Below are 23,408 nucleotides of genomic sequence, written 5' to 3'. Positions count from 1 at the left end.
CCCGTTAAGATCGATGCAGTACACCCAGCCGGAGCCGACGCCTTGGCGTAGGTAGGCGCGCCTGAGGCAGGATTTGGCGACCCAGGAGCGAGGCGGGACGGTCGAGTCCCCCGACTGAAGGATCTTCATGAGTGACGACCACACCGACGCTCGAGCGGCATGGGCGCGCATCAACACCACCATCCCGCATTCGGCGCGGCTCTGGGATTTCCTGCTCGGCGGCAAGGACAACTTCGCGGCCGATCGCGAAGCCGCCACGAAGATGATGGCCTTGTTCCCTGATTACGCTGAGGTGGCCCGCTTGCAGCGGCAGTTTCTCATCCGCGCGGTCAGTTATCTTGCGGGTGAGGCGGGCATCCGGCAGTTCCTGGACATCGGTACTGGGTTGCCAACAGCCAACAACACCCATGAGGTCGCGCAACGGATCGCCCCGGATTCCCGTGTCGTCTACGTCGACAACGACCCGATCGTGCTGGTCCACGCCCGCGCCCTGCTCACCAGCACGGAGCAGGGTGCAACCACCTATCTGGACGCGGACTTCCGCCAGCCCGACGTGATCTTGCAGGGCGCGGAGGAGATCCTGGACTTCACCCGGCCGGTGGCGGTGATGATGCTCGGCATCGCCGGTCAGGTCACCGATGAGGAAGATCCGAAAGGCCTCATCGACGCCATCCTCGACCCCCTCCCATCGGGGAGTTACCTCGCGTTCACCGACGGCACGAACGTCCATCCCCCGCTGGTAGAGGCACTGCGCATCTACAACCAGAACGCGAACAACACCTACCAGCTGCGCAGCCCCGAACAGTTTGCGAGCTTCTTCGACGGGCTGGACTTGATCGACCCCGGTCTCGTACCGACCGCGGAGTGGCGCCCCGAACCCGACCGACGGGACAAGCCAGTCTCCGTGACCGTCTCCCTGGCGGGCGTCGCATGCAAGCCATGAACACACCTGGTCATCCGAGCGCAGCGCGAGCCGACCGATGGAGGCCATAGGGACGGGCCGGCGCAGGGCCGCATGTCCGGTGGCGTGAGCAGGGAACGGGTTGACCCCGTCCCCTGCCCGATTGCTCCGGATGGGCTATGAGGTGGTGATACGGCCGGAGCCGGCCGCTGGGTAGGCGTTCGCCGTGATCTGTCTGCCGAGATCGGTGGTGATGAAGTCGGCCAGTGCCTGCTGGTAGGTGACGCCGACGGTGGTGAACGGCAAGCCGCGGAACGGATACTGGTCACCGCCGCGGGCGCTGAAGTCGTTGGTGGCCACCGAGATGCCTGCGCCGGGGACGACCGCACCGTCTCGCACGATCACGGTACCGTCGCTGAGGGTGACTGAGCGGACGCGGGTGCCAGGCGTCAGCACGGTCCCGGCGTTGTCGACGACCTGGGCGGTGCCGGTTGGGTCGTAGACGAACGTGAAGCCCGCCACTTGCGCGAACCGCCCGTCCGCGGCGGGCATCTTGGACACCGCGTTCTCCAGGATCTCCTTGAACTGGTTCCGAGGCACGTCCGGTACGACCGAGACGAAGTTGCCGAACGCGGCAATCTGGAAGGTGGTCAGTTCGCTGATCGGACCAGGCGGGATCAGGCTGTTGTTGCGGATTCCGCCGCCGTTTTGGAGGGCGACGTCCGGCGGCTTGACACCGAAGCCGGCCGCATTCTTCTTCCCAGTCGCCAGCAGCGCGTCCGCCAGCAAGTTACCTAGATTGGTCTCCTTGGTCCGGACGCCCGGGTCCCGGCGGCCTTCCAGCGCGACCGCGGATTGGCCGATGACGTTGGCCGCCATGGCGTTCACGAAAGCGCCGACCGGTTCGACGACCGTGCGCTGGATGTGACGGTCGGGCGTGACCGCGTCGGGAGCCACCCCGGATACGCGCACAGGGCCGCTACCGGAGCCGACGCCGAGCACCTTGCCGTGACGGTCGAAGTTTACTACTAGGCGGCCAACGTACTTGTAGTCTCCGGCGGTCGTCACGATCGGGACGTTGGCGCCCGCCTTGTCCTTGGCGTACAGCGGGTAGCGCAGTTTCTCGCCGGTCTGCGGGTCTGTGCTGATCGCATCGCCGGGGACCAGCGGGGTGGTGTCGGCTGCGAGCAGTTCGTCGCCGCCACCGGCGATCATCACGTCCACGTTCTTCAGCAACGGAGCCAGGGCGCGGTCCTCGGACAGGCCCTGCAGGTGGCTGATCAGAATGACCTTGTCAGTGCCGCGCCGGGTGAGATTGTCCACCTCCGCCTGGATCAGTCCGGCGATGTTCTGCAGCACCTTGACGTTGCGGGGGCTGGAGATCGAGGGCAGGGCAGGTGTGGTGGCCCCCACGATGCCGATGCGCTGGCCGGCCTCGCGCAGCGTCGTGCTGGCGACGATCGTGCCGTTCTTCACCAGAGCGTTGAGCTTCGGCTCAGCGCTCATGTCCAGGTTCGCCGACACGAACGGCGGCGGCTTCTTACCGAAGCCCTTGATGAAGTCCGCCAAGACGTCCGGGCCGAAGTCGAACTCGTGGTTGCCGATCGCCATCGCGTCGTAGCCGATGGCCTTGAGCGCGAGCGAGTCGTAGTACGGCACGCCCTTGCGCAGGCTTGCGGTGAATTCCGGACCGGCGAGGAAGTTGTCGCCGGAGGACAGCAGGATCGCTCCCCGTGCGTGCGCCTCGCCTCTGGCCGACCGGCCAGAGGTCGCCTGGGCGCGGAGCTTGTCGACCAGGGTCGCGAAACGGGCCACGCCGCCGAAGTCCGGCTGTCCTGGCGCGTTGAGCAGCTTAGACTCGCCATCGTTGTTATGCAGAATCGTCAGCGTGTACGCCGCATTGCCGCGAGAGGCGTCCTCCGTAGAGGCCGCTGCGGCGGCTGCGAACGGGCCGGTCACAGCCACGGCGGCGACCGCCGTCACCGCTAACACGCGTCGGGGGCGTGGTGAAAAGATCATGGGTGCTCCAGGGAATGGACTGGTGTTGCTCGCGCATCCTAGGGCGTCGCCGTGAAGGTGGACATGATCAGTTATTGACAACGATCAGACTTTCGTCCCGTTCCGCTGCTGACGGCGAGGTCCCGCTGAACGAAGCCGACGGCCACCTGCCCGAGGTCATCAGTGCCGCATCCGAGCGTGGCGCGAGCGCCTACCTGACCGATCACGGCCGCCGAGTGGCCGCCATCCTTCCCTCCGACGACGCCTGGTACTGGGCGCCCGGCTGGCAGGCGGCCGAAGCCGAGGCCGACGCGGCGTACTGCCCGCGCACGCCGTCTCCGTGGGCCTCGCGGAGCTCTCCTTCACTTTCATGCCCCTAAGCTGAGGACCCGAGGGGGACTCCAATGGATCTCGACCGATTCTTCGCCGAACTCGCGAGCTGGTCCGATGAGTATGACGTCACGGTGGAGACCCACCGGTACGGGCCTCTTCCCGACCACGAAGCCGATCTGCGGCTGCCTCCCGATGCCGCGCCGCGCGGGCTTGTGGTGGTGATCCACGGTGGCTTCTGGCGGTCCCGCTTCGGGCGGGAGATAACTCGGGCGCTCTGCGCCGACCTCGCCTTGCGCGGGTGGGCGAGCTGGAACGTGGAGTACCGGCGGGTCGGCACCGGCGGAGGCGTGCCGGCGACGCTCGACGACATCGCGGCCGCCCTCCGGCACCTTGACGAGCTCGGGCCGGTCGGCGACGTGCCGGTGGTGCTGCTCGGGCACTCGGCGGGCGGCCAGCTCGCGTTGTGGGCGGCCGGGACGCGACCGGTCGCCGCGGTCGTGCCGCTCGGCGGCGTCTGCGATCTGGCCGAGGCGGCGCGGCTGGGCATCGGAGACGGGGCCGCGCTCGACTTCGTCGGTGGCACGCCTGAGCAGCGGCCTGAGCTCTATGACCTGGCCGACCCGATGCGCCGGCTGCCGAGCGGATCTGCGGCGCTCGTCGTTCACGGCACCGATGACGATCGCGTCCCGCCGGAGCTCAGCCGCCGGTACGCGGAGGCCGCGCACCAGGCCGGGGACCCCTGTCAGCTGCTCGAACTGGAGGACGTCGGCCACTTCGAGGTCATCGATCCGCGAACCGCGACGTGGTCCACGATCGTCCAGGGGTTCGAGGCCATGGTGGCGAGGGGCTAGAGCGTCACCGCCCCCGCGACGAGATCGTCGAAGTGCTCCAGGTCGTCTGCCGGGCGGTCGATCCCGCGCAGCGGGCCGTGGTCGGCGAGGTGGGCGTCGGCGTAGAGGCGGGCGACCAGGGCCTTGCGGTCACCGTGGCCCGAGCGCTGCTCCCAGCCCGCCTGTTCCAGCAGCAGGGCGGCGGCGTAGACGTCCGCCATGAGCTGGGCCAGCGGATACAGCCGGGCCTCGGCCGCCGACAGCTCCAGCGAGGACCAGGCGGTGATCGCCTTGCGGAGGTCCTCGATGCGTTGCCGCACCAGGTCTCCGGAGCCGGGCGGGGCCTGGTCGGCGGCCGCTTCCAGCCGCTCAAGGAACGGCTCGTGGGCGTTCTCGCGCACCATGGCCCGCCGTACGTCCAGGCACAGGATGTTGTCGCCGCCCTCCCAGATGGGGTTGACCTGGGCGTCGCGCAGGAGTCTGGCGACCGGCCACTGCTCGATGTAGCCGTTGCCGCCATGCACCTCGATCGCGTCGCTGGCGGCCGTCACGCCGAGCCGGGCCGCGCGCAGCTTGATCAGGGCGGGCGCCAGGCGCAGCCGGGGGCCGACGTGGCCGTCGAAGACGAGCGCCTGCGCGGCCTCGACCTCGACGATCAGCTCGGCGAGCTTGCGGCGCATGAGGGGCTGGTCGATGAGCGGGCGGCCGAACGCCTCGCGGGCGCGGGCGTAGCAGATCGACTCCACCAGCGCGCGCCTGGCCACGCCGAGACCCATCATGGCCACGCCGAGCCTGGAGGCGTTGGTGAGCTTCATCATGGTCCCGAGCCCTGACCCGGAGCCCTGCCCGGCCAGCAGGAACGCCTCCGCGTCGGCGAACTCGACCTCGGCCGAGGCGACCGAGCGGGTGCCGAGTTTGTCCTTGAGCCGCCTGATCCGCACCCCGTTGCGGGTGCCGTCCCGCCGTTCCCACAACACCAGGAACGGCGCCACGGCTCCATCGGGGAGCCGGGCGAGCACCACGAACGCGGATCCGTTGGCGTTGGAGGCGAACCATTTGAAGCCGGTCAGCTGCCAGGCGTCGCCCGACGGCACGGCCGCGGCCTCCAGAGCCGCCAGGTCCGAACCGCCCGTCCGCTCGGTGAACATCTGAGCGGCCTCGCCGGAGTAGAAGCCGTTCGCGAAGATCTCCCGCACCCGATCGCGTACGTCCGGCGGCGCGTGCTTCTCGGCCAGCTGCACCACCATGTCGCCGCCCGTGCCGAGCGCGCAGCCCATCCCGATGTCGGCCTGGTCGAGCAGGTACGTCCACGCCGCGGCGAGCGCCGCCGGATCCGCCCCGTGTGCCCGGGCCTCTTCGGCGAACGACGGCGCGGTGAAGTTGTCCGCCATGAGCGCCTGCCGGGCGGTCTGGAACGACGGCGGCATGACGACCTGGCTGACGTCTCTGCCCCACTTGTCGTACTTCTCCAGCCGTGGCGGATGGCGGTCGGTCTCCTCGGCGCACTCGGCCACGAGCCCGCCCATGAGCGCGCCCAGCCGGTGGAGGTGCGGCTCGGCCCAGGTGAAGCCCTCGCCCAGGTGCCGCCGCAGGAGCAGCTGCAGCGTGGGATCGCAGGCCCACCAGTTGCGCCCGGCCGCGCCTTGGTAGCGCTCGGTGGCGTAGCGGTCGCTGCGGTCGAAAGGTTCTACGAGATAGCGCCCCATGTCTGCGAGTGTTACATATACTCGACATGCGATGGAAGAGCGTAATAAAACCTTGAGTGCGCGGTCGGCCGTCCTGAGCGCGCTGCTGGGCCACCATCCCCCGCGCCTGCCGGCCCGCCATCTGGTGCGCATCGGGGCGTTGTTCGGCATCGCCGAGGGCACCGTACGCGTCGCGCTGTCCCGCATGGTGGCGGCGGGAGACCTGATCCAGGAGGACCGCTTCTACACGCTGTCGGAGCGGCTCGTCGAGCGCCAGGCCAGGCAGGACGAGAGCCGCGACCCGCACACCAGGCCGTGGGACGGCACCTGGGAGGTGGCCGTCGTCACCGCGGAGCGGCGCGCGCCCGCCGACCGGGCCGCGTTCCGGCACACGATGACCACGTTGCGCCTGGCCGAGCTACGCGAGGGCACCTGGCTGCGGCCCGCCAACCTGGTGCGCGCGTGGCCGGAGAGCGTCACCGCGCAGTGCACGCGCATCGACGGCCGCCCGCATCCCGACCCCACTCCCCTGCTGTGGGACCTCGACGGCTGGGCGGCCGAGGCCCGCCGGCTGGAGCGGGAGCTGGAGCGCGCCGACGGGCTGGCCGAGGGTTTCCTGGTGTCGGCCGCGGTGCTGCGCCACCTGCTGGCCGACCCGCTGCTCCCGGAGGAGCTGCTGCCGGCCGGCTGGCCTGGCACGGAGCTTCGGGCCCGTTACGACGACTTCGACACCCGCTACCGCGAGGTCCTGCTCCGCCATCTCAAAGACTGATCCGAGGCGGCACCTCAGAGACCGACCCCGAAGATCACCCGCTTGTTCCTGAACTCGGTGACGCTCCACACCTTGCCGTCCTGCACGGTCAGGTCCTCGGGCCCGATGGGGAACGGCCTGGTCTGCAGCTTCTGGTCGGCGTAGACGAGCAGCTTGCCGTTGGTGGTGGCGCTGGCCGCCTGGCTGAGGTACCACTTCCCGCCGTGCGAGATCGCCCCCTGGATCTTGGGGTGCCCCATGACGAAGGCCTCGCTGGGCTCGCCGCCGGAGAAGGCGAGGTCCCAGTGCGCCACCCAGCCACCCGGATCGTCCTCCCGGTACTCCCCCGTGATCAACCGCGGCGTCCCGCCGCTGCGGTCGATCGACACGAACGAGAAGTGCGGCCCCCGCTGCCCGACCCGCCAGAAGTCCGTCTGGGGAATGATGTACCGGTAGCCGAAGGCGTGGAACTTGCCGCCGTGCCGCCCGATCAGCTTGGCGTCGCCCAGGTCGTTCTGCGCGGTCCGTAGGTCGAGCAGATTGTTCAGATCGAAGACGCGCAGCCCCCTGACCGTGTCGGCCACGTAGAGCAGGGTGCCGTCGATGGCGATGCCGCCCGCGTGGATGTCGATCGGCCCGTACGTCCCGTCCGGCTTGGCCGTCACCAGCAACGCGTGCTGATACTTCAGCGTGCGCGGGCTCAGGAACGACACCCTGACCCCCCGCTCGCCGGCCTCCGGTTTGAAATACCAGCTCGCCACGAACACCGGCACCCCGATGGAGCCGGACTCCTCACCGCAGGTCAGGCCCTGGGGATACCAGTCGGCGGTGTCCTGGTCCTTGGCGTCGAAGGCGTACCACTCGGCCGGCCTGGGCTGCATGGCACCGAGCGCGCCGGCGGCTCCTCTGCGGGCCGCGGTCCTGTTGGCCTGTGCCAGCAGGGCCTCGACACCGGTGCCGCCGATCTCCTGCGTGAGCTTGGCGGCCCCCTCGGTCAGGTCCCCCGTCGCCCGGTTCAGCACGTACGGCGCCTTCTCGGTGGGAGCCATCCCTGTTTCCGCCATATCTCCCTCACCTTTCCCGTTTCTTTACCTAGTGTGACGGAACGGGAACGGCAATGGTTGCGGGTCAGCGCCACAAATGCACAGGAAGTCCCGACAACGCCAGCTCGCGATAGCGCCGCACGAGTCGCTCCCGGTCGCCGCGGAAGCGCGCCAGCGCCTCCCGCTGCCACACCGACCCCGTGCGGCGCAGCCGGGTCCGCTGCTCGATGATGCCCAGCGCGCGGTCGGCGTCGCTCGGGGTCACCCCGGCTCCGAGCAGCCCCGCCCGCGCCTCGGGCAGCAGGGTGAGCACCAGGTCGGCGGCGCCGAACTCGCCGTCCTCCCCCGGCCAGGACAGCTTGGCGTCCAGCCCGTGCATGGCGGCCCGGTAGAAGTTCTGGTACGCCTCCGCGAACCGGTAACCGGTCAGGTCCCGCTCGGCCTGCGACAACGTCAGCCCCAGCAGGAAGGCCGTGTTGGCGGCCATGTCCGCGCACGAGGGCCCGGCCGGCAGCGCCCGCATCTCGATCCGCAGGTGCCCACCGTCGGCCGGGTCGTAGACGGGCCGGTTCCACTGCCAGATCGTGCCCTGGTGCAGCCGCAGCTCGGGCACCTCGTGCGGCCCGGCATCGTCGTGGAGGTCGGGGACGATCGGCTCGTAGTCGCGCACATACCGCTCGAACAGCTCGTGCGCGCCCTCGCGCAACCAGTCGGAGCCGAACGTGACCCGTCCGTCCCTGCGCCCGCGCCGCTCCACGTCCCGGTCGTCGGCGGCCTCCTCCATCAGCGCGATCCGCGTCTCCTCCCACAACTGCCTGCCCAGGAAGAACGGCGAGTTGCCGCACGCGGCCAGCACCGGCCCGATGGCGAGCTGGGCGGCGTTGAACAGCCGGGCGAAGCGCTCGGGCGGCGTGCGGATGTGCACCTGCCAGGAGGTGTTGGCGGCCTCGAGGATCACGTCCTCCACCGCCAGCTCCAGCTCGTCGATCTTGACCAGGAACGGCTCCAGCCGCAGCCGCCGGATGCCCCTGCTCAAGGCGCGATAGCGGTTCTGGTCGCTCATGGCGTTGACGGTGAAGTCGTCGGTGCCGAGGGTGGGCAGGATGCCGATGGGCAGCGCGCCGCCGCCCTCGACCGCGCCGTCCACCTTCGTCATCGTCTCCTGGACCTCGCCGCTCATCACCTCGAACGGCCGGCCCTCGAGCGGCGTCGGGGTCAGGTTGACCTCGACGTTGTAGCGGCCCAGTTCCAGCACCACGCGGGGGTCGCCGAGCGCCTCCAGCACCTGGCTGTTGCGCGGCAACGGCCGCCCGCGCTCGTCGATGAGGAACAGCTCCAGCTCGGCCCCGATCGTGGCCGGGCCCGCGCCGAAGCCGGGGGTATCGAGCAGCTCGCGCAAGACGCCGAGCTGCTCCTGGAGGCGTTCCCCGAAGCGGACGTACTCCGCCTCAGTGAATCGCTCTTTATCCAGATCTCGTCCCATCACCCCCTTCTGTCCGCTTCGCCAGATTTGACACCTCACCAGGGGAGCGCGCCGTCATCCTGCAGGTACGCGCCCGTCGGACCGTCCTCCCCCAGCGTGGCGAGCCGCACGGCGATCGCCGCGCCCTGCTCGGCCGTACGGAAACCGGCGTGGCCGTTGAGGTCGGTGGCGCAGTAGCCGGGGTTGGCGGCGTTCACCTTGATCGCGGTGTCCTTGAGCTCCCGGGCATAGAGAACCGTGATCATGTTGAGCGCGCTCTTGGAGGAGTTGTACGCGAGGAACGTGGCCTCCGCGAAGGGGCTGTCCGGGGCCGCGGCCATGCTCAGTGAGCCGAGCTCGCTCGACATGTTCACGATCCGGCCCGCCGCCGAGGTGCGCAGCAGCGGCAGCATGGCGTTCGTCACGGTGACCACGCCGAACACGTTCGTCTCGTAGACGTCCCTGAGCGCCTGCGCCGAGGCGGTGCTGGGCACGACCTGGTTGAGGTCGCCGCTGATCCCGGCATTGTTGACCAGGATGTCGAGCGTGCCGTACTCCTGCTCGATCCACTTCGCGGCGGCCGCCGCGCTGTCCTCGTCGGTCACGTCGACCCGCACGTACGGCAGCCCGAGCCGCTCGCCCGCGGCCCGCCCGCGCTCCTCGTCGCGCGCTCCCACGATCGCGGTGACGCCCTGCTCGGCGAGCAGCCGCGCGATCTCGTAGCCGATTCCCTTGTTGGCACCCGTGATAAGAGCGATCTTCGTCATGCCTCCACGTTCGCCCAGGCGAGCCCGGGTGCGGGAGAGACCTGCGGAAGCTGGGATCGGCAGTACCACCCACGACCGCACGGTCATGGCCGAGGATGGAGGCATGAACCGGGACCAACTCGCAGAGTTCCTCCGCAGCAGGCGTGCCCGCGTCAGCCCCGCCGACGTGGGACTGCCCAGCGGCGAGCGCCGCCGCACGCCGGGCCTGCGCAGGCAGGAGATCGCGCAGCTGGCCGGCATGTCGATCGACTACTACATCCGGCTGGAGCAGGGCCGCGGCCCCCATCCGTCGCGGCAGGTCCTCAACGCGCTGGCCAGGGCGCTGATGCTGACCCAGGACGAGCGCGCCTACCTGTTCGACCTGGCCGGGCAGCCCTTGGAGGCGCCGTCGATCAGGGAGGACGTGCCCGGCGGCGTGCTGCACCTGCTGGCGTTCCTGGAGGAGGTGCCCACCTACGTCCTCAACGCCCGCTACGACATCCTCGCCTGGAACCCGATGGCCAACATCATCATGCGCGACCTCGACAACCAGCCGCCCGAGGACAGGAACGTCATCCGCTGGGTCTTCATGTCCCCCGACATCGCCGATTACCTCAACGACGAGGAGAAGGGCCGCTTCGCCCGCGCCGCGGTCGCCGACCTGCGGGCCGCCCTGGGGCGCTACCCGGACGACCGCAGGCTGCGGGCGCTGGTGGCCGAGATGCTCGCGCTCAGCCCCGAGTTCGCCGAGTTGTGGTCCCGGCACGAGGTCGAGATCCGCAGGGAGCAGCGCAAGCGCATCACCCACCCGCTCGTCGGCGTGATCGACATGATCTGCCAGGTCATGCCGGTGCCCGACCGCGACGACCTCCGTCTCGTGCTCTACACCACCGAACCCGGCTCCCCTTCGCACCAGGCCTTGCGCGAGCTGCGGCAACTGACTCTTAGCTGATCAGGTGACCGCCGTGGAGATCCCGCCTTCAGGCGAGGCAACGGCGTACGGTCGGCATGATTCCTGCTTAAAGGTGTAGGCGTATCCGTCCGCCCGTTGCAGCAGGCGGACGTGTCGGTGGCTGATGCCTTGGACGATGCCGTGGGCGGTGGTGATGTTGAAACTACCGGTGGCACGGACGGCAACACGACCGGTGTGGGTTCCTTGCTTCTTTCCAGTGGGGACGACGGCCGTTACCAGGTCACCGGTGGCGTAGGCGAAGTACCTCTTCTGCCGGGGCAGGCGGAGGCGGGGAAAGCCGTGCTTGTCGGTGCGGGTGCGGGTATGAGTGCCGCGACCTGTACATCTGGCGACCAGCACCGCGGACACCGTTTCGGTGATGGCATCGAGCTTGCCCACGGCCAGGGCATCGAAAGCGTGCGTCTTGGGCAGGCGGTTGCGCGTGCGATTCCACTTCGTCCGGCCCCCAGAGGCCACGTGCTTGGGCAGGCGGGCATCGAGTTCCCGCCACAGCGCCCAGCGGGTGGACTGCACCGCAGCAGCGCCCCGGAGTGGAGCGTTGGCCTGGGCCAGGACGGTGGCGAGCAGCTTCGGCTTGCCCGCCAGGAACTCCTTGATCGGCCGATTTGACTTCGCTTCGTTGCACGGCACGCAGGCCAGGGTCAGATTGGAGATCCGGTCGGTGCCGCCTCGGCTGCGCGGGTGGATGTGGTCGATGTTCAATGGTGTCCCGCTGGCGGCGCAGTAAGCACAGCGCACTACTCTACGCGACCGAGCTTTTCCATACTGTTTTCGAAAGGAGGGTTGTGGTTCACCCTATTACCAGGCCTTGCGCGACCTCGGGCGCCGACTCTAAGGCTAGGCTGCTCAGATGCGAGCGGTTGCGTTTGACATCTTCGGGGGCGAGCTAGATGTACGTGAGCTGCCCGACCCAGCCCCGGCCGCGCACGGAGCGGTGATCAGGGTCGAGGCGACGGGACTGTGCCGCTCCGACTGGCACGGCTGGCAGGGGCACGATCCCGATATCAAGGCCCTGCCGCACGTGCCGGGGCACGAGTTCGCGGGCGTGGTCGAGGCCGTCGGGTCCGACGTGCGCGGGTGGCGGGCGGGGGCGCGCGTGACCGTGCCGTTCATCTGCGCCTGCGGCACGTGCGCGTCGTGCGCCGCCGGCGACCAGCAGGTGTGCGAGCGGCAGACCCAGCCGGGTTTCACCCACTGGGGCTCCTTCGCCGAGTACGTCGCCGTCGACCACGCCGACGTCAACCTGATCGCGATCCCCGAGGACATGGCCTTCGCCACGGCGGCCGGGCTGGGCTGCCGCTTCGCCACCGCGTTCCGCGCCGTGTCCCAGGTGGGCGAGGTGCGCCCGGGCGAATGGGTGGCGGTGCACGGCTGCGGCGGCGTGGGACTGTCCGCGGTGATGATCGCGACGGCGGCCGGCGCCCGCGTGGTGGCCGTCGACATCAGCAGCGACGCGCTGCACCTGGCTGAGCTGGCGGGCGCCACGCATTTCGTCAACGGGTCGAGAGGAGACGCGGCGGCCCAGGTCAGGGAGCTGACCCGGGGCGGGGCGCACGTGTCCATCGACGCGCTGGGCAGTCCGGCGACGTGCGCCGCCTCTATCGAGAGCCTGCGCCGCCGGGGCCGGCACGTCCAGGTGGGGCTGTTGCCCGGCGGGGCGACGCCGGTGCCGATGGACCGCGTGATCGGCCACGAGCTGCGGCTGCTGGGCAGCCATGGCATGGCTGCACATGCGTACCCGCCGATGCTGGAGATGATCCGGGGCGGGATCCTGCATCCCGACCAGCTCGTCACCCGCACGATCGGGCTCGCCGACGTCGGCAAGGCACTGGCCTCGATGGGCTCGGTCCCAGGCGTGACGATCATCACTCCTCGATCGTCGCTCTGAGCGTCCCCGCTGCGCTGCTTGGACGGTCCTCGACCGACCGGCTTCGGTGAGGCCCGACCACGGAGCGGCACGACGGTTGACCAGTGCGTGGGCGGCCTAGGGTGAGCGGCATGGATTACATGCGACTTGGTGACACGGGTTTGAAGGTCTCGCGGGTGTGCCTGGGCATGATGAGCTACGGCGATCCGGCCCGGCAGGAGTGGGCGCTGCCGCAGGACCAGGCCGAGCCGATCGTGCGCAGGGCGGCCGACGCGGGCGTGACGTTCTTCGACACCGCCGACTTCTACAGCCGTGGCGAGAGCGAGGTCGTGACCGGCAACGTGCTGCGCGGAACCTTCCCCAGGCGCGAGGATTACGTGCTGGCGACCAAGGTCTATTTCCCGATGAGCAGGGGCGTCAACGACCGCGGCCTGTCCCGCAAGCACATCCTCGCCGCCATTGACGCCTCGCTCGACCGGCTGGGCACCGACTACGTGGACCTTTATCAGATTCACCGATGGGACGACGAGACGCCCATCGAGGAGACCATGGAGGCGCTGCATGACGTGGTCAGGGCGGGCAAGGCCCGCTACCTCGGCGCGTCGAGCATGTGGGCCTGGCAGTTCGCCAAGGCGCAGCAGGTGGCCGAGCGCAACGGGTGGACGAGGTTCGTCGCCATGCAAAATCACTACAACCTGCTTTATCGGGAGGAAGAGCGCGAGATGCTGCCGCTCTGCCTCGACCAAGGCGTGGGTGTGATCCCGTGGAGTCCGCTGGCGCGGGGCGTGCTGGCCCGGGCAGGCTCGGCGGCCACCACCACGACCAGGACGGGGTCGGACGAGCGCATCGACGCCCTGTACGACCCGGAGAACGACAAGCTGATCCTGGACCGGGTGGCGCAGGTGGCGGCCGAGCGCGGGCTGCCCGCTGCTCAGGTCGCGCTGGCCTGGCTGCTGCACCAGCCGGCCGTGACGGCGCCGATCGTCGGGGCCACGAAGGACCGGCACGTCGACGACGCGGTGGCGGCCGTGGACGTGGCGTTGTCGGAGGCGGAGCTGGCCTTCCTCGGCGAGCCGTACCGGCCGCGTGAGGTGCGGTTCTGACCATCCCGGATTGTCGGTCCGAGCCCCTAGGGTTGGGGCATGCGGGCAAATGAGGAGGCGGCGTCGGCGCTGCAGGAATACGCGGAGTTGTTCGCGCTCTGCGGCGGCGACGCCTTCCGGGTGCGGAGCTACCAGAAGGCGGCCAAGGCCATCGCCGGGTTCCCTGAGGACATCTTGGTCGTCGACGTGCGCAATGTCCCCGGCGTCGGCGAGGCGATCGCCAAGAAGATGGAGGAGTTCCTGCAGCGCGGGAGCTTCCGGCAGCTCGACGACCTGCGGGCGCGCGTCCCCGACGGCGTGCGCAGGCTGACGCGGGTGCCGACCCTGGGCCCCAAGACGGCGATCATGCTGTTCGAGGACTACGGCGTCGACTCCACCGACGCGCTGCGCGAGGCCATCTCCTCTGGCCGCCTCGACGGCGTCAAAGGCCTCGGCCCCAAGACCCTGGCCAATCTGCTCAAGGGCATCGAGCAGCTCGAGCAGTCCGGTCGCCGCGTGCACATCGGCGTCGCCATGTCGCTGGCCGAGCAGGTGATGGCCTCGCTGCCGGCCGAGCGGATCGCGTACGCGGGATCGCTGCGGCGGATGAAGGACACGATCGGCGACATCGACATCCTCGCGGTCGCACCGGAGTCGATCATGGAGGAGTTCCGGGCCCAGCCTTACGTCGCCGACGTCATCGCGGCGGGCGACAAGAAGACCTCGATCCGCACCACGTCCGGCATCCAGGTGGACCTGCGCGTGGTCCCGGCCGAGTCGTGGGGCGCGGCCATGCAATATTTCACTGGCTCCAAGGAGCACAACGTCGCCATCAGGGAGATGGCGGTGAAGAAGGGCTGGAAGCTCTCGGAATACGGATTGTTCGAGGGCGAGCGGGTGATCGCCGCCGAGTCCGAGGAGGACATCTACGCCGCGCTCGGCATGCGGTTCGTGCCGCCGCCGATGCGGGAGGACGGCGGCGAGGTCAAGGCGGCGCTGCGGGGCGAGCTGCCCGTGCTCGTGGAGCTGCCCGACCTCAAGGGCGACCTGCACACGCACACCGATCTCACGGACGGGATCGCGTCGCTGGAGGACATGGTGGCGGCCGGGCACGCCCGCGGCTACGCCTACTACGCGGTCACCGACCACGCGCCGGACCTGGCGATGCAGCGGATGACGTTGGACAAGGCGCTGGAGCAGCGGGGACGGGTGGCCGAGCTCCAGCGGAAATACCCGGACATGCGCCTGCTGCACGGCACCGAGCTCAACATCGCGCCCGACGGCTCGGTGGACTGGCCCGGGGAGATCCTGCGGGAGTTCGACGTGTGCGTGGCCTCGGTGCACTCCCATTTCGGGATGTCGCGGGAGGAGATGACGCGCCGTTTCATCGCCGCCTGCGAAAACCCGTACGTGGACATCATCGGGCATCCGACGACGCGGAAGATCGGCAAGCGGGCGGCGGTGGACGCGGACTGGGAGGCCGTCTTCCGCGCGGCGGCCCGCACGGGCACCGCGATGGAGATCGACTCCTTTCCCGACCGCTCTGACCTGCCGTCGGATCTGGCGCGGCTGGCCAGGCACCACGGGGTCAAGTTCTCGATCGACAGCGACTCGCACGCGATTCCCCACTTGGCGAACCAGCGGTTCGGGATCGGGATCGCACAGCGGGCGTGGTTGACGACGGACGACGTGATCAACACCTGGCCCCTGGACCGGCTCCAGGCCTTCCTGGGCCGCTGACCACGCCGCCCGGCCTCCCTGTCGTTGCTCGACCGTCTCAACGCCGCGCCTTCATCGTGCCGTCAGCCGCTGGACCTGTTTGACGCGGACCCGGTTCCCTGAGGGCCGGCAAGCCTGGCGCCGGCCGGTTCTGCAGGTGGGGGCCCGGGTAGAAGGGCCCGAGGAGAGCTTGGAACGTTCCTCATGCGATGGGCGGGGGTCCGGGGTCGGCAAAGAGGGATGCCGAAGCCAAGCGAGAGGAGATTAAATGGTTTCCAGGTAGGGAATAGCTGTTGCGAGGTGAGATCGATGGAGCAAGCCACTGCGACGATCGTGAAGCCGCTGCCCGACCACCTGTTCCGGGTGCACGGCGCGAGTGCCGAGATGCGGTGGGAGGCCATGTCGGGGCAGGGATACCACACGCCGACCGACCGGTTCTTCGTGCGCAACCACACCTCCACGCCGCTCATCGACGTCACGACCTGGCGGCTGCGACTGCACGGCGCGGGCATCCGAAGTCCGCGCGAGTTCGGCTACGACGAACTCCGGGCCATGCCGTCCCGGACCTACGACCTGGCGATCGAGTGCGCGGGCAACGGGCGGCGCTTCTACGGCACGCAACAGCACGACCCCGCCCCGGGGACGCAGTGGGGCCTGGGGGCGATCGGAGTCGCACGGTGGCGCGGGGTGCCGTTGAAATACCTGCTCAAGCAGGTCGGCGTGCGTCCCGAGGCCGTGGACGTGTTGCCCTCGGGGCTGGACGCGCCGTTCGAGGACTACGGTCACGTACGCAGGCCGCTGCCGATCGACAAGGCCATGGACGACGTGCTGGTGGCCTACGAGATGAACGGCGAGCCGCTGCCTCCCGATCACGGATTTCCGGTGCGATTGGTGGTGCCGGGATGGGTGGGAATAGCGTCCATCAAATGGTTGGGCGACATCGAAGTTTCCACGGCCAAGCTCTTCACTCCGTGGAACACGGTCTTTTACGCGGATGTCACCACGCAGCCTGTGAAGAGCGCTTTCGAGCTCGCCTGGAATGCCGTCCTGCCCATCACCGGGCCGCACATCCTGCACGGCCGGTCCTGGTCGGGGCGGGGCAGGATCGTGCGGGCCGAGGTGAGCTTCGACGGCGGGTTCAGCTGGCGCGCGGCCGAGCACCACGGGCATCACCTGGTCGGAGCCTGGCTGCCCTGGCACATCGCGTGGGCTCCCCGCCACACGGGGCGGTATGTGCTCATGGCCAGGGCGACCGACGAGACAGGCGCCACGCAGCCCATGGTCACGCCCCGGCATCCCTTCGGCTATCACTTCGACGCCGTCGTGCAACACCCCATTCACGTTGTCCTCGGATAGGTAATTGTCACCGATCCCGGCTGAGCTGGCGATTTCCTTTACCACGGTCCGGCGCACCTGAATTCATCTGAAAGACTCTCGCGGAAACCTTTCGGAAATGCCCTCATGTGATGCTGCACACACGCCGGAAAAAGGAGAGCAGATGCGCCAGCTGACCGCACTCGACGCTCAGTTCCTCAATGTCGAGACGGCGACCACCGCCGCGCACGTGGCCGGGCTGGCGATACTCGACTCGGCGAACGGGTCGCTCAACCGGGACGCGCTCGCGGAGTTGCTGCTCGACCGGATCCACTTGTCCCCCGCGCTCAGCCTGCGGCTGGCCGAGGTGCCGTTGGGACTGGACCATCCCTACTGGGCACCCGATCCCGGCTTCGACATCGGCAACCACCTGTTCGAGCTGACGTTGCCCGAGCCGGGGAACGACTGGCAGCTGGCCGACGCCGTGGCGGAGATCCACGCCCGCAGGCTCGACCGGGCGCATCCGCTGTGGGAGATGCATCTGATCAATGGGTTGCCCGACGGGCGGGTGGCCATCTACACGAAGGTGCACCACGCCGCCATCGACGGCATCTCGGGCGCGGAGACCCTGGCCACCCTGCTCGACCTCACCCCGGACGGCCACCTCACCCGCCGCAAGCTCCCCACGACGGTCCAGCCGGTCAGCGCGAACGGCAGCCACGCGCCCAGCGCCGCCCTCCCCGCCGCCGGCCAGCGCGATCACGCCTCGGGCAACGGCCACGCCAACGGCCGGGCCGGCGGGTCATGCGGCGGCGTCCCCGCCGGCGACCGGCTGGTGCCGGCCGATGGGCACGGGCAGAAGGCGCCCGGGCTGATCGACATGCTGGCCGGCGCCGCCCTGCGCACCGCCACCCACCCCGTCCGCGCCGTGCGATCGGTCGTCAGAGCGGCCGGAGACCTGGACGCCATCCCGCTGGCAGCCACCGTGCCGGGCGCGAAGCTGATCGCCAAGGCCGCACGAGTGGTCGCCCGCGACCGGCCCAACCGCCCCGAGCTGCCGAGCCTCGCCGTTCCCCGCACCCCCTTCAACGGGCCCATCAGCGCCCGCCGCCACCTGTCCTTCGGCTCGCTGTCGCTCAAGGACGTCAAGAAGGTGGCCACCTCCAACAGCATGAGCGTCAACGACGTCGTCATGACCCTGTGCACGTCGGCGCTCCGCTCGTGGCTGCACGAGCGCGACGCGTTGCCGGAGGCGCCGCTGATCGTCGCCGTCCCGGTCGCGGTCCGTACGGCCGACGCCAAGGACCTGGTCGGCAACCAGATCTCCGCCATGATCGCCCCCATGCCCACCAATGTCTCCGACCCGCACGAGCGCCTGCAGGCGGTCGGCGCGACCATGGGCCGGGCCAAGCGGCGTTTCGCGCTCGCGCCCGCGACCTGGCTGAGCGAGCTGTGCTCGGTGCTGCCCGCTCCGGTCACGAGCCTGGCCACGCCGGCGATCTTCCGGCTGGCCGGCATGGCGTTCCCGCCGATCAATCTGATCATCAGCAACGTGCCAGGACCGCAGTTCCCGCTGTACCTGTGCGGCGGGAGGGTGCTGTCGTACTACCCGCTGTCCGTCCTGACCGACATGAGCGGCGGCCTGAACATCACCTGCTTCTCCTACGACGGCATGCTCGACTTCGGCATCGTCGCCTGCCCCGAGCGCGTCGACGACGTGTGGGGCCTGCTCCGGCACCTGCGTACGGCGCTGGATGAGCTGCTAGACGAGCGAGTGGGCGATGAGTTCCGCGACGGCCTCGGGGTCGATCTGGTGGCCCGTTAGCTGCCAGAGGTTCTCCTGGTAGAGCAGGATGGCGGCGAACGTGGCCGCCGCCACCTCCAGCCTGGCCGCGTCCCCCCGCGCCCCGGGCAGCGCCAACTCCAGCGCGAACCTGGCCCGCCTGATCAGCTCCCCGTTGAGACGGCTGAGCCGTTCCTTGACCGAGCCGTGCGTGTCGGCCTCACGGAACAGGATGCGCCGCATCGCCGGTGAGGCCCGCAGCGGCAGCCCCCGTGCGAGCCTGGCCAGCGTGCCCGCCGGGTCGCCGGGGACCGCGTCGACGTCGCGACCCTCCTCGATGTGCGTACGCTCATTGACGAGAGCGACCAGTACGTCGATCTTGCGCGGGAAGTAGTCGGAGATCAGCCCTTTGGGCACTTTCGCGAGGCTGGCGATGACCGCAGTCGGAGTGGCCTCGTAACCGGAGCCCGCGAACAGCTCCTCTGCCGCGTCCAGGATGCGCGTGCGCGCGTCACCCGTCACCACAGCACGAACCATAACCCCACCTGCGGCTTCATCGCCATGCCAGGAAGCGTGGCGCTTTCCTGCCCTCCCCGCTACGAGGCATCCATGTATCATATGAGACAGATTCGTCTCAAACGATACGGCGGTGTCAAGGTGGCGATGAGCCGAGAGCAGATCATGAGGGCGGCGATCCAGCACCTCAACAGGGACCCGTCCGCCTCCATGGCGCAGCTCGCCGACGCGGTCGGGATCAGCAGGGCCACGCTGCACCGGCAGTTCAGCAGCCGCGACGAGCTGATGCTGGCCCTGGCCCGCCGCGGCCACGACGAGTGGGAGCGCGTGCAGCTGGCCGCCGGCCTCGACGCCGCGAGCGCCTCAGGGGACGCGGCGAGGCTGGAGAAGGCGCTGAACGCGCTGCTCACCGGCCTGATCGAGGTCGCCGACGAATACGGCTTCGGCCTCACCGACTACGCACTGGCCGTCCACCCCGAGTTGTCGCGCCGCGTCGAGGAGCTGGAGGAACGCGAGATCGCGTTCTACACCGCCGCCCAGCGCGCGGGCCTGCTGAGCGCCCAACTGCCCGTCCGCTGGATCAGCGACGCCGTCTACGGCCTGCTCGTGGCCGTGCGAGACGGCCTGCGCCGCGGCGACATCGCCCGCCGGGACGCCCCCCGGCTGCTCCTCGAGATGTTCCTGCACGGCGCCGCGCCCCGGAGGCCAGCATGACGATCACCACGTCGCCGGTCTCGGCGAAGCGGCGGTGGGCCGGCCTGGCCGTGTTGTCGGCCGCCGTGCTGCTCGTGGTCATGGACATGACCGTGCTCAACGTCGCGCTTCCGGCCATCTCCGAGGACCTGCGGCCCAGTTCCATCGAGCTGTTGTGGATCGTGGACGCGTACGGGCTCGTGCTGGCGGGGCTGCTGGTCACGGTGAGCGCGCTGGGCGATCGGTGGGGTCGCAAGCGGATGTTGCTGACCGGGTTCGCGGTGTTCGGGCTGGCCTCGCTGGCGGTGCTCGCGGCGGACGCCCCGGCGGAGGTGATCGCGGTGCGGGCGCTGCTCGGCGTCGGCGGCGCCATGATCATGCCGTCCACGCTGTCCATGATCCGTAACTTGTTCCCCGACCCCGGCGAGCGGGCCAAGGCGCTGGGCATATGGTCGGCGATGGCCGCGGTGGGCGCCGCGTTGGGACCGATCCTGGCCGGGCTGCTGCTGGAGCGTTTCACGTGGCATGCGGCGTTCCTGGTGAACGTGCCGGTCATGGCGGCGGCGATCGGCGCGGGGCTGGTGCTGCTGCCCGAGTCCAGGAACCCCAGCCCCGGCCGCTGGGACGCGCTCGCCACGGTGTTGTCGATGGCCGGCATGGTGACGCTGGTGTACGCCGTCAAAAGCTTCGGCAAGTACGGCCCCGCCTCGGCCGGCGCCCTGCTGGCGACCGTAGTCGCGGCGGTGACACTGGGCTGGTTCGTGCTGCGCTGCCTGCGCCGGCCGGATCCGCTCCTGGAGCTCCGGCTGTTCCGCAGCGGCCCCTTCTCCGCCGGGGTGACGACGGCGCTGACCACCGCGATCGCGATGGGCGCGGTGTTGTTGCTGCTCGCGCAGTGGATGCAGCTGGTGCGGGGCTACTCGCCGCTGGAGACGGGCGTGCGGCTGCTGCCGGCGGCGCTGGCCGCGCTCGTGGCCTCGCCGCTGGCTCCGTCGCTGGCGGCCAGGATCGGCGCCCGTACGGTGCTGGCGGGCGGCCTGGCGGTGACGGCGGCGGGGTTCCTGCTGCTCTTCCTGGCGCCGGCGCCGCTGGACTACTGGCCGGTGGCGGGCGCGCTGACGCTGATCGGCATCGGGAACGGCGCTCTGGCGATCGCCTCCGCGGTGATCATGTCGGGTACACCCGCGGCGAAGTCGGGCAGCGCGGCGGCCATCGAGGAGACCAGTTACGACCTCGGCGGGGCGCTCGGCGTGGCCGTGCTCGGCAGCGTGGCGGCGGCCGTCTACCGCGGCGGGCTGGACTACGACGGGCCGGCGGCCGGGGTCGCGCGGGAGTCCCTGGGCGGCGCGATCGACGTGGCCAGGGAACTGGGCGCGGAAGGTGCCCGGCTGGGCGCGGAAGGCTTCCAGCTCAGCGCGGAGGGCGCGCGGCTGGCCGAGCAGGCGACGGCGGCCTTCACCCACTCACTCGCGCTGACCAGCGGGGCGGGCGCGGCGTTGATGCTGGCCGGCGCGGTGCTGGTGTGGTTGCTGACGCCGCGCGGCCTGGACCTGTCCGCCGGTCATCGCTGAGCCGCGTTCGAGGCGTGCCGCTGCGCGGGGCCGCCGAGGACCGGCGCGCCGACCAGGCAACCGTGTCATCGGAGTGCCATCGAAGCCTCCTCATGGGACGCGCGGATAATGGCAGGATGAGATCAGTAGGTACCACGGACCTGTCCGTTTTCCCGATAGCGCTCGGCACCAATGTCTTCGGCTGGACGGCGGACAAGGAGACGTCGTTCGCGGTCCTCGACGAATACGTCGAGAACGGCGGCAATTTCCTCGACACCGCCGACGTCTATCCGTACTGGGCGACCGGCGACTCCGCGTCCGAGATGATCATCGGTGAGTGGCTGGCCCACCGGCACAACCGCGACTCGCTCGTCCTGTCCACCAAGGTCGGCATGCTCGAAGGGCTCCGGGGCCTGGCCCCGGCGACCATCCGCACGGCGGTCGAGGACTCGCTGCGGCGGCTCCGTACCGACTACATCGACCTTTACTGGGCGCACGTGGACGACCACGACACGCCGATGGTGGAGTCGCTGGCCGTCTTCGACGCGCTGGTGCGCGAGGGCAAGATCCGCTACGCCGGCGCGTCCAACCACAGCGCCGCCCGGCTGGCGGAGGCACTCAAGATCTCCGATGAGGAGGGGCTGGTCAGGTACGTCGCGCTGCAGCAGGAGTACAACCTGGTCGAGCGTGGCTACGAGGGCGAGCTGCGGGATGTGGTGGCCAGGGAGAGGCTGGGCAGCACGCCGTACTTCGGGCTGGCGCGCGGCTTCCTGACCGGCAAGTACGCGCCCGGCGTCACCGTCGAGAGCCCGCGGGCGGGCAAGGCCGGCGAATACCTGGCCACGGAGCACGGGCGGCGCACCCTGGAGGCGCTGACCAAGGTGGCGGCCGAGCGTGTGGTCCACCCGGCCTCGGTGGCGCTGGCCTGGCTCGCCGCCCAGCCGACGATCACGGCGCCGATCGCCAGCGCGCGCAGCGTCGAGCAACTGCAGGCCCTGATCACGGCCGCCGAGCTGACGCTGAGCACGGAGGAGCTCGCCCTCCTGGACGAGGCCTCGCGCCCCTGACCCTGCCGCGCCGCCCGGGTACGACTCGGGCGGCTGGGTTCAGTGGATGCGATTCACCAGGCCGTGGCACAAAGTGCGCAGTTCGGTCGCGCCGGGGAGGCATTCGTCCAGGATGTCCACGGCCGACGCCACGTAGCGATCCGCCATCGCAAGCGCGGCGGCCCGCCCGCCCGCCTCCTCCACCAACCGGGCGGCCCGGCGTACCGACTCCTCGTCCGTGACGCCGGCCGAGAGCACGGCCGACAGCTCGCGGGCGGCCGGCGAGTCGGTGGCGAGGGCGGCGAGGACGGGCAACGTCTTCTTGTCGCGCCGCAGATCGTTGTGGACGGGTTTGCCGGTGACGCGGGGATCGCCCCAGATGCCGAGCATGTCGTCGGCGATCTGGAAGGCCACCCCCAGGTCGCGGCCCACGGCCCACATCCGGTCCGCGATCTCGGGCGCGCCGCCGCCCAGGGCCACGCCGGCGGCCGCGGCGGCTCCCAGCAGACTGCCGGTCTTGCCCGCGGCCATCTCCGTGTACTCGCCGATGGTGACCTCTTTGGGCCCGCGCCAGGGCCGGTTCTCGAAGGCCATGTCGGCGCTCTGCCCGTTCACGAGCTCGACGAGCGCCGCCGACAGGAACCTCATGGCCTCCGGCGCTCCGGCGAGCTGCTGGACCGCCAGGGCGAGGAGTGCGTCGCCGGTGAGCAGCGCGGGCCCCACGCCGTACGCCTTCCAGAGCGCCTCGCGGTGCCTGCGCCGCTCGTCGTGATCGATGATGTCGTCGTGCGCCAGCGAGAACGCGTGCACCAGCTCCACCGCGACCGCCGCCGGCAGCGCCGACTCGGCCGGGGCCCCGACCGCCTCGGCGCTGAGCATGGCGATGGCGGGTCGCACGCCCTTGCCGCCGTCCCCGTGGTACGGCCTGCCATCCGCGTCCGACCAGCCCAGAGCGAACGCGGCCATCCTGGCACCCCACGGATGCAGGTTCGAGACCGCCTCACGGAGGGCGGGTTCGAGCAGGCCCCGGAAACGGGGCATGGCGCCGCCGCCCAGGGGATGGCTGAGATTCAATCGGAACTCCTACCCAAGTACGATCTTGAATCTACATGCATA

General features: G+C 69.9%; 21 protein-coding genes. 13 read left to right on the top strand and 8 right to left on the bottom strand.

Annotation, left to right across the window (positions count from 1 at the left end):
* The first annotated feature begins 127 nt into the window (after window positions 1-127).
* Window positions 128-943, top strand: coding sequence for an SAM-dependent methyltransferase (locus OHA25_RS30425; protein WP_327590865.1), 816 nt, complete (start codon window positions 128-130; stop codon window positions 941-943).
* A 135-nt stretch (window positions 944-1,078) separates the two neighbouring features.
* Here the strand turns inward: OHA25_RS30425 and OHA25_RS30420 are convergent, their stop codons facing one another.
* Window positions 1,079-2,920, bottom strand: a complete 1,842-nt coding sequence (locus tag OHA25_RS30420) for a bifunctional metallophosphatase/5'-nucleotidase (RefSeq protein WP_327590864.1) — start codon at window positions 2,918-2,920, stop codon at window positions 1,079-1,081.
* A 74-nt stretch (window positions 2,921-2,994) separates the two neighbouring features.
* On the opposite strand from OHA25_RS30420, the gene OHA25_RS30415 reads away from it, so the two are divergent.
* Together OHA25_RS30415 and OHA25_RS30410 are read left to right on the top strand one after the other, a co-directional pair.
* Window positions 2,995-3,279 carry a hypothetical protein gene (locus tag OHA25_RS30415; protein ID WP_327590863.1) on the top strand — a complete coding sequence of 95 codons (285 nt, stop codon included), beginning with the start codon at window positions 2,995-2,997 and terminating at the stop codon, window positions 3,277-3,279.
* 24 nt (window positions 3,280-3,303) lie between these two features.
* Window positions 3,304-4,083, top strand: a complete 780-nt coding sequence (locus tag OHA25_RS30410; protein WP_327590862.1) for an alpha/beta hydrolase family protein — start codon at window positions 3,304-3,306, stop codon at window positions 4,081-4,083.
* Here the strand turns inward: OHA25_RS30410 and OHA25_RS30405 are convergent.
* Window positions 4,080-5,768: an acyl-CoA dehydrogenase family protein gene (locus tag OHA25_RS30405; protein ID WP_327590861.1), complete on the bottom strand. Its 1,689-nt coding sequence runs from the start codon at window positions 5,766-5,768 to the stop codon at window positions 4,080-4,082. The two genes, OHA25_RS30410 and OHA25_RS30405, sit on opposite strands and share 4 nt — an antisense overlap.
* A 52-nt stretch (window positions 5,769-5,820) precedes the next feature.
* Between OHA25_RS30405 and OHA25_RS30400 the strand changes: the two genes are divergently transcribed.
* Entirely contained in the window at window positions 5,821-6,519 is a 699-nt protein-coding gene (locus OHA25_RS30400) for a PaaX family transcriptional regulator C-terminal domain-containing protein (RefSeq protein WP_327590860.1), read from the top strand.
* A 14-nt stretch (window positions 6,520-6,533) separates the two neighbouring features.
* Here the strand turns inward: OHA25_RS30400 and OHA25_RS30395 are convergent, their stop codons facing one another.
* The 3 genes from OHA25_RS30395 to OHA25_RS30385 all read right to left on the bottom strand — a co-directional run bounded on the left by OHA25_RS30395 (window position 6,534) and on the right by OHA25_RS30385 (window position 9,770).
* On the bottom strand, window positions 6,534-7,562 hold the full coding sequence (locus OHA25_RS30395) for a hypothetical protein (RefSeq protein ID WP_327590859.1): 1,029 nt from the start codon (window positions 7,560-7,562) through the stop codon (window positions 6,534-6,536).
* Window positions 7,563-7,626: 64 nt separating this feature from the next.
* Window positions 7,627-9,024, bottom strand: coding sequence for a glutamate--cysteine ligase (locus OHA25_RS30390; protein ID WP_327590858.1), 1,398 nt, complete (start codon window positions 9,022-9,024; stop codon window positions 7,627-7,629).
* 35 nt (window positions 9,025-9,059) lie between these two features.
* The gene (locus tag OHA25_RS30385; protein WP_327590857.1) at window positions 9,060-9,770 is read right to left on the bottom strand and encodes an SDR family oxidoreductase; all 711 of its coding nucleotides are present in this window, start codon (window positions 9,768-9,770) and stop codon (window positions 9,060-9,062) included.
* A gap of 103 nt (window positions 9,771-9,873) precedes the next feature.
* Between OHA25_RS30385 and OHA25_RS30380 the strand changes: the two genes are divergently transcribed.
* The gene (locus OHA25_RS30380) at window positions 9,874-10,701 is read left to right on the top strand and encodes a helix-turn-helix transcriptional regulator (protein WP_327590856.1); all 828 of its coding nucleotides are present in this window, start codon (window positions 9,874-9,876) and stop codon (window positions 10,699-10,701) included.
* On the opposite strand, the gene OHA25_RS30375 is transcribed toward OHA25_RS30380, so the two are convergent.
* Window positions 10,702-11,460: an HNH endonuclease gene (locus OHA25_RS30375; protein ID WP_327590855.1), complete on the bottom strand. Its 759-nt coding sequence runs from the start codon at window positions 11,458-11,460 to the stop codon at window positions 10,702-10,704.
* A 112-nt stretch (window positions 11,461-11,572) separates the two neighbouring features.
* Here OHA25_RS30375 and OHA25_RS30370 point away from each other — a divergent pair, with 112 nt between their 5' ends.
* The 5 genes from OHA25_RS30370 (at window position 11,573) to OHA25_RS30350 (ending at window position 18,529) form a co-directional block, all read left to right on the top strand.
* Window positions 11,573-12,610, top strand: a complete 1,038-nt coding sequence (locus OHA25_RS30370) for a zinc-dependent alcohol dehydrogenase family protein (protein ID WP_327590854.1) — start codon at window positions 11,573-11,575, stop codon at window positions 12,608-12,610.
* A 110-nt stretch (window positions 12,611-12,720) separates the two neighbouring features.
* A complete protein-coding gene (locus tag OHA25_RS30365; protein WP_327590853.1) occupies window positions 12,721-13,692 on the top strand; it encodes an aldo/keto reductase in 972 nt (323 codons plus the stop codon).
* A 39-nt stretch (window positions 13,693-13,731) separates the two neighbouring features.
* Window positions 13,732-15,411 carry a DNA polymerase/3'-5' exonuclease PolX gene (polX, locus tag OHA25_RS30360; protein WP_327590852.1) on the top strand — a complete coding sequence of 560 codons (1,680 nt, stop codon included), beginning with the start codon at window positions 13,732-13,734 and terminating at the stop codon, window positions 15,409-15,411.
* Window positions 15,412-15,699: 288 nt separating this feature from the next.
* On the top strand, window positions 15,700-16,746 hold the full coding sequence (locus OHA25_RS30355; RefSeq protein WP_327590851.1) for a sulfite oxidase: 1,047 nt from the start codon (window positions 15,700-15,702) through the stop codon (window positions 16,744-16,746).
* A 142-nt stretch (window positions 16,747-16,888) separates the two neighbouring features.
* Complete coding sequence (locus tag OHA25_RS30350) at window positions 16,889-18,529, top strand: WS/DGAT/MGAT family O-acyltransferase (RefSeq protein ID WP_327590850.1); 1,641 nt, start codon at window positions 16,889-16,891, stop codon at window positions 18,527-18,529.
* Here OHA25_RS30350 and OHA25_RS30345 read toward each other — a convergent pair.
* Complete coding sequence (locus OHA25_RS30345) at window positions 18,467-19,012, bottom strand: TetR/AcrR family transcriptional regulator (protein WP_327590849.1); 546 nt, start codon at window positions 19,010-19,012, stop codon at window positions 18,467-18,469. The two genes, OHA25_RS30350 and OHA25_RS30345, sit on opposite strands and share 63 nt — an antisense overlap.
* Window positions 19,013-19,150: 138 nt before the next feature.
* Here OHA25_RS30345 and OHA25_RS30340 point away from each other — a divergent pair, with 138 nt between their 5' ends.
* The 3 genes from OHA25_RS30340 to OHA25_RS30330 all read left to right on the top strand — a co-directional run bounded on the left by OHA25_RS30340 (window position 19,151) and on the right by OHA25_RS30330 (window position 22,313).
* Window positions 19,151-19,717, top strand: a complete 567-nt coding sequence (locus OHA25_RS30340) for a TetR/AcrR family transcriptional regulator (RefSeq protein ID WP_327590848.1) — start codon at window positions 19,151-19,153, stop codon at window positions 19,715-19,717.
* Entirely contained in the window at window positions 19,714-21,267 is a 1,554-nt protein-coding gene (locus tag OHA25_RS30335) for an MFS transporter (RefSeq protein ID WP_327590847.1), read from the top strand. Before OHA25_RS30340 ends, OHA25_RS30335 begins: the two co-directional genes overlap by 4 nt.
* Window positions 21,268-21,383: 116 nt before the next feature.
* Window positions 21,384-22,313: an aldo/keto reductase gene (locus OHA25_RS30330; protein ID WP_327590846.1), complete on the top strand. Its 930-nt coding sequence runs from the start codon at window positions 21,384-21,386 to the stop codon at window positions 22,311-22,313.
* Window positions 22,314-22,352: 39 nt separating this feature from the next.
* Here the strand turns inward: OHA25_RS30330 and OHA25_RS30325 are convergent, their stop codons facing one another.
* Window positions 22,353-23,366, bottom strand: coding sequence for a polyprenyl synthetase family protein (locus OHA25_RS30325; RefSeq protein WP_327590845.1), 1,014 nt, complete (start codon window positions 23,364-23,366; stop codon window positions 22,353-22,355).
* Window positions 23,367-23,408 lie beyond the last annotated feature (42 nt).

Source organism: Nonomuraea sp. NBC_00507 (assembly GCF_036013525.1).
Taxonomy (GTDB): domain Bacteria; phylum Actinomycetota; class Actinomycetes; order Streptosporangiales; family Streptosporangiaceae; genus Nonomuraea.
The sequence above is the reverse complement of the archived record's forward strand: the minus strand, read 5'-3'. Positions and strand labels throughout refer to the sequence as shown.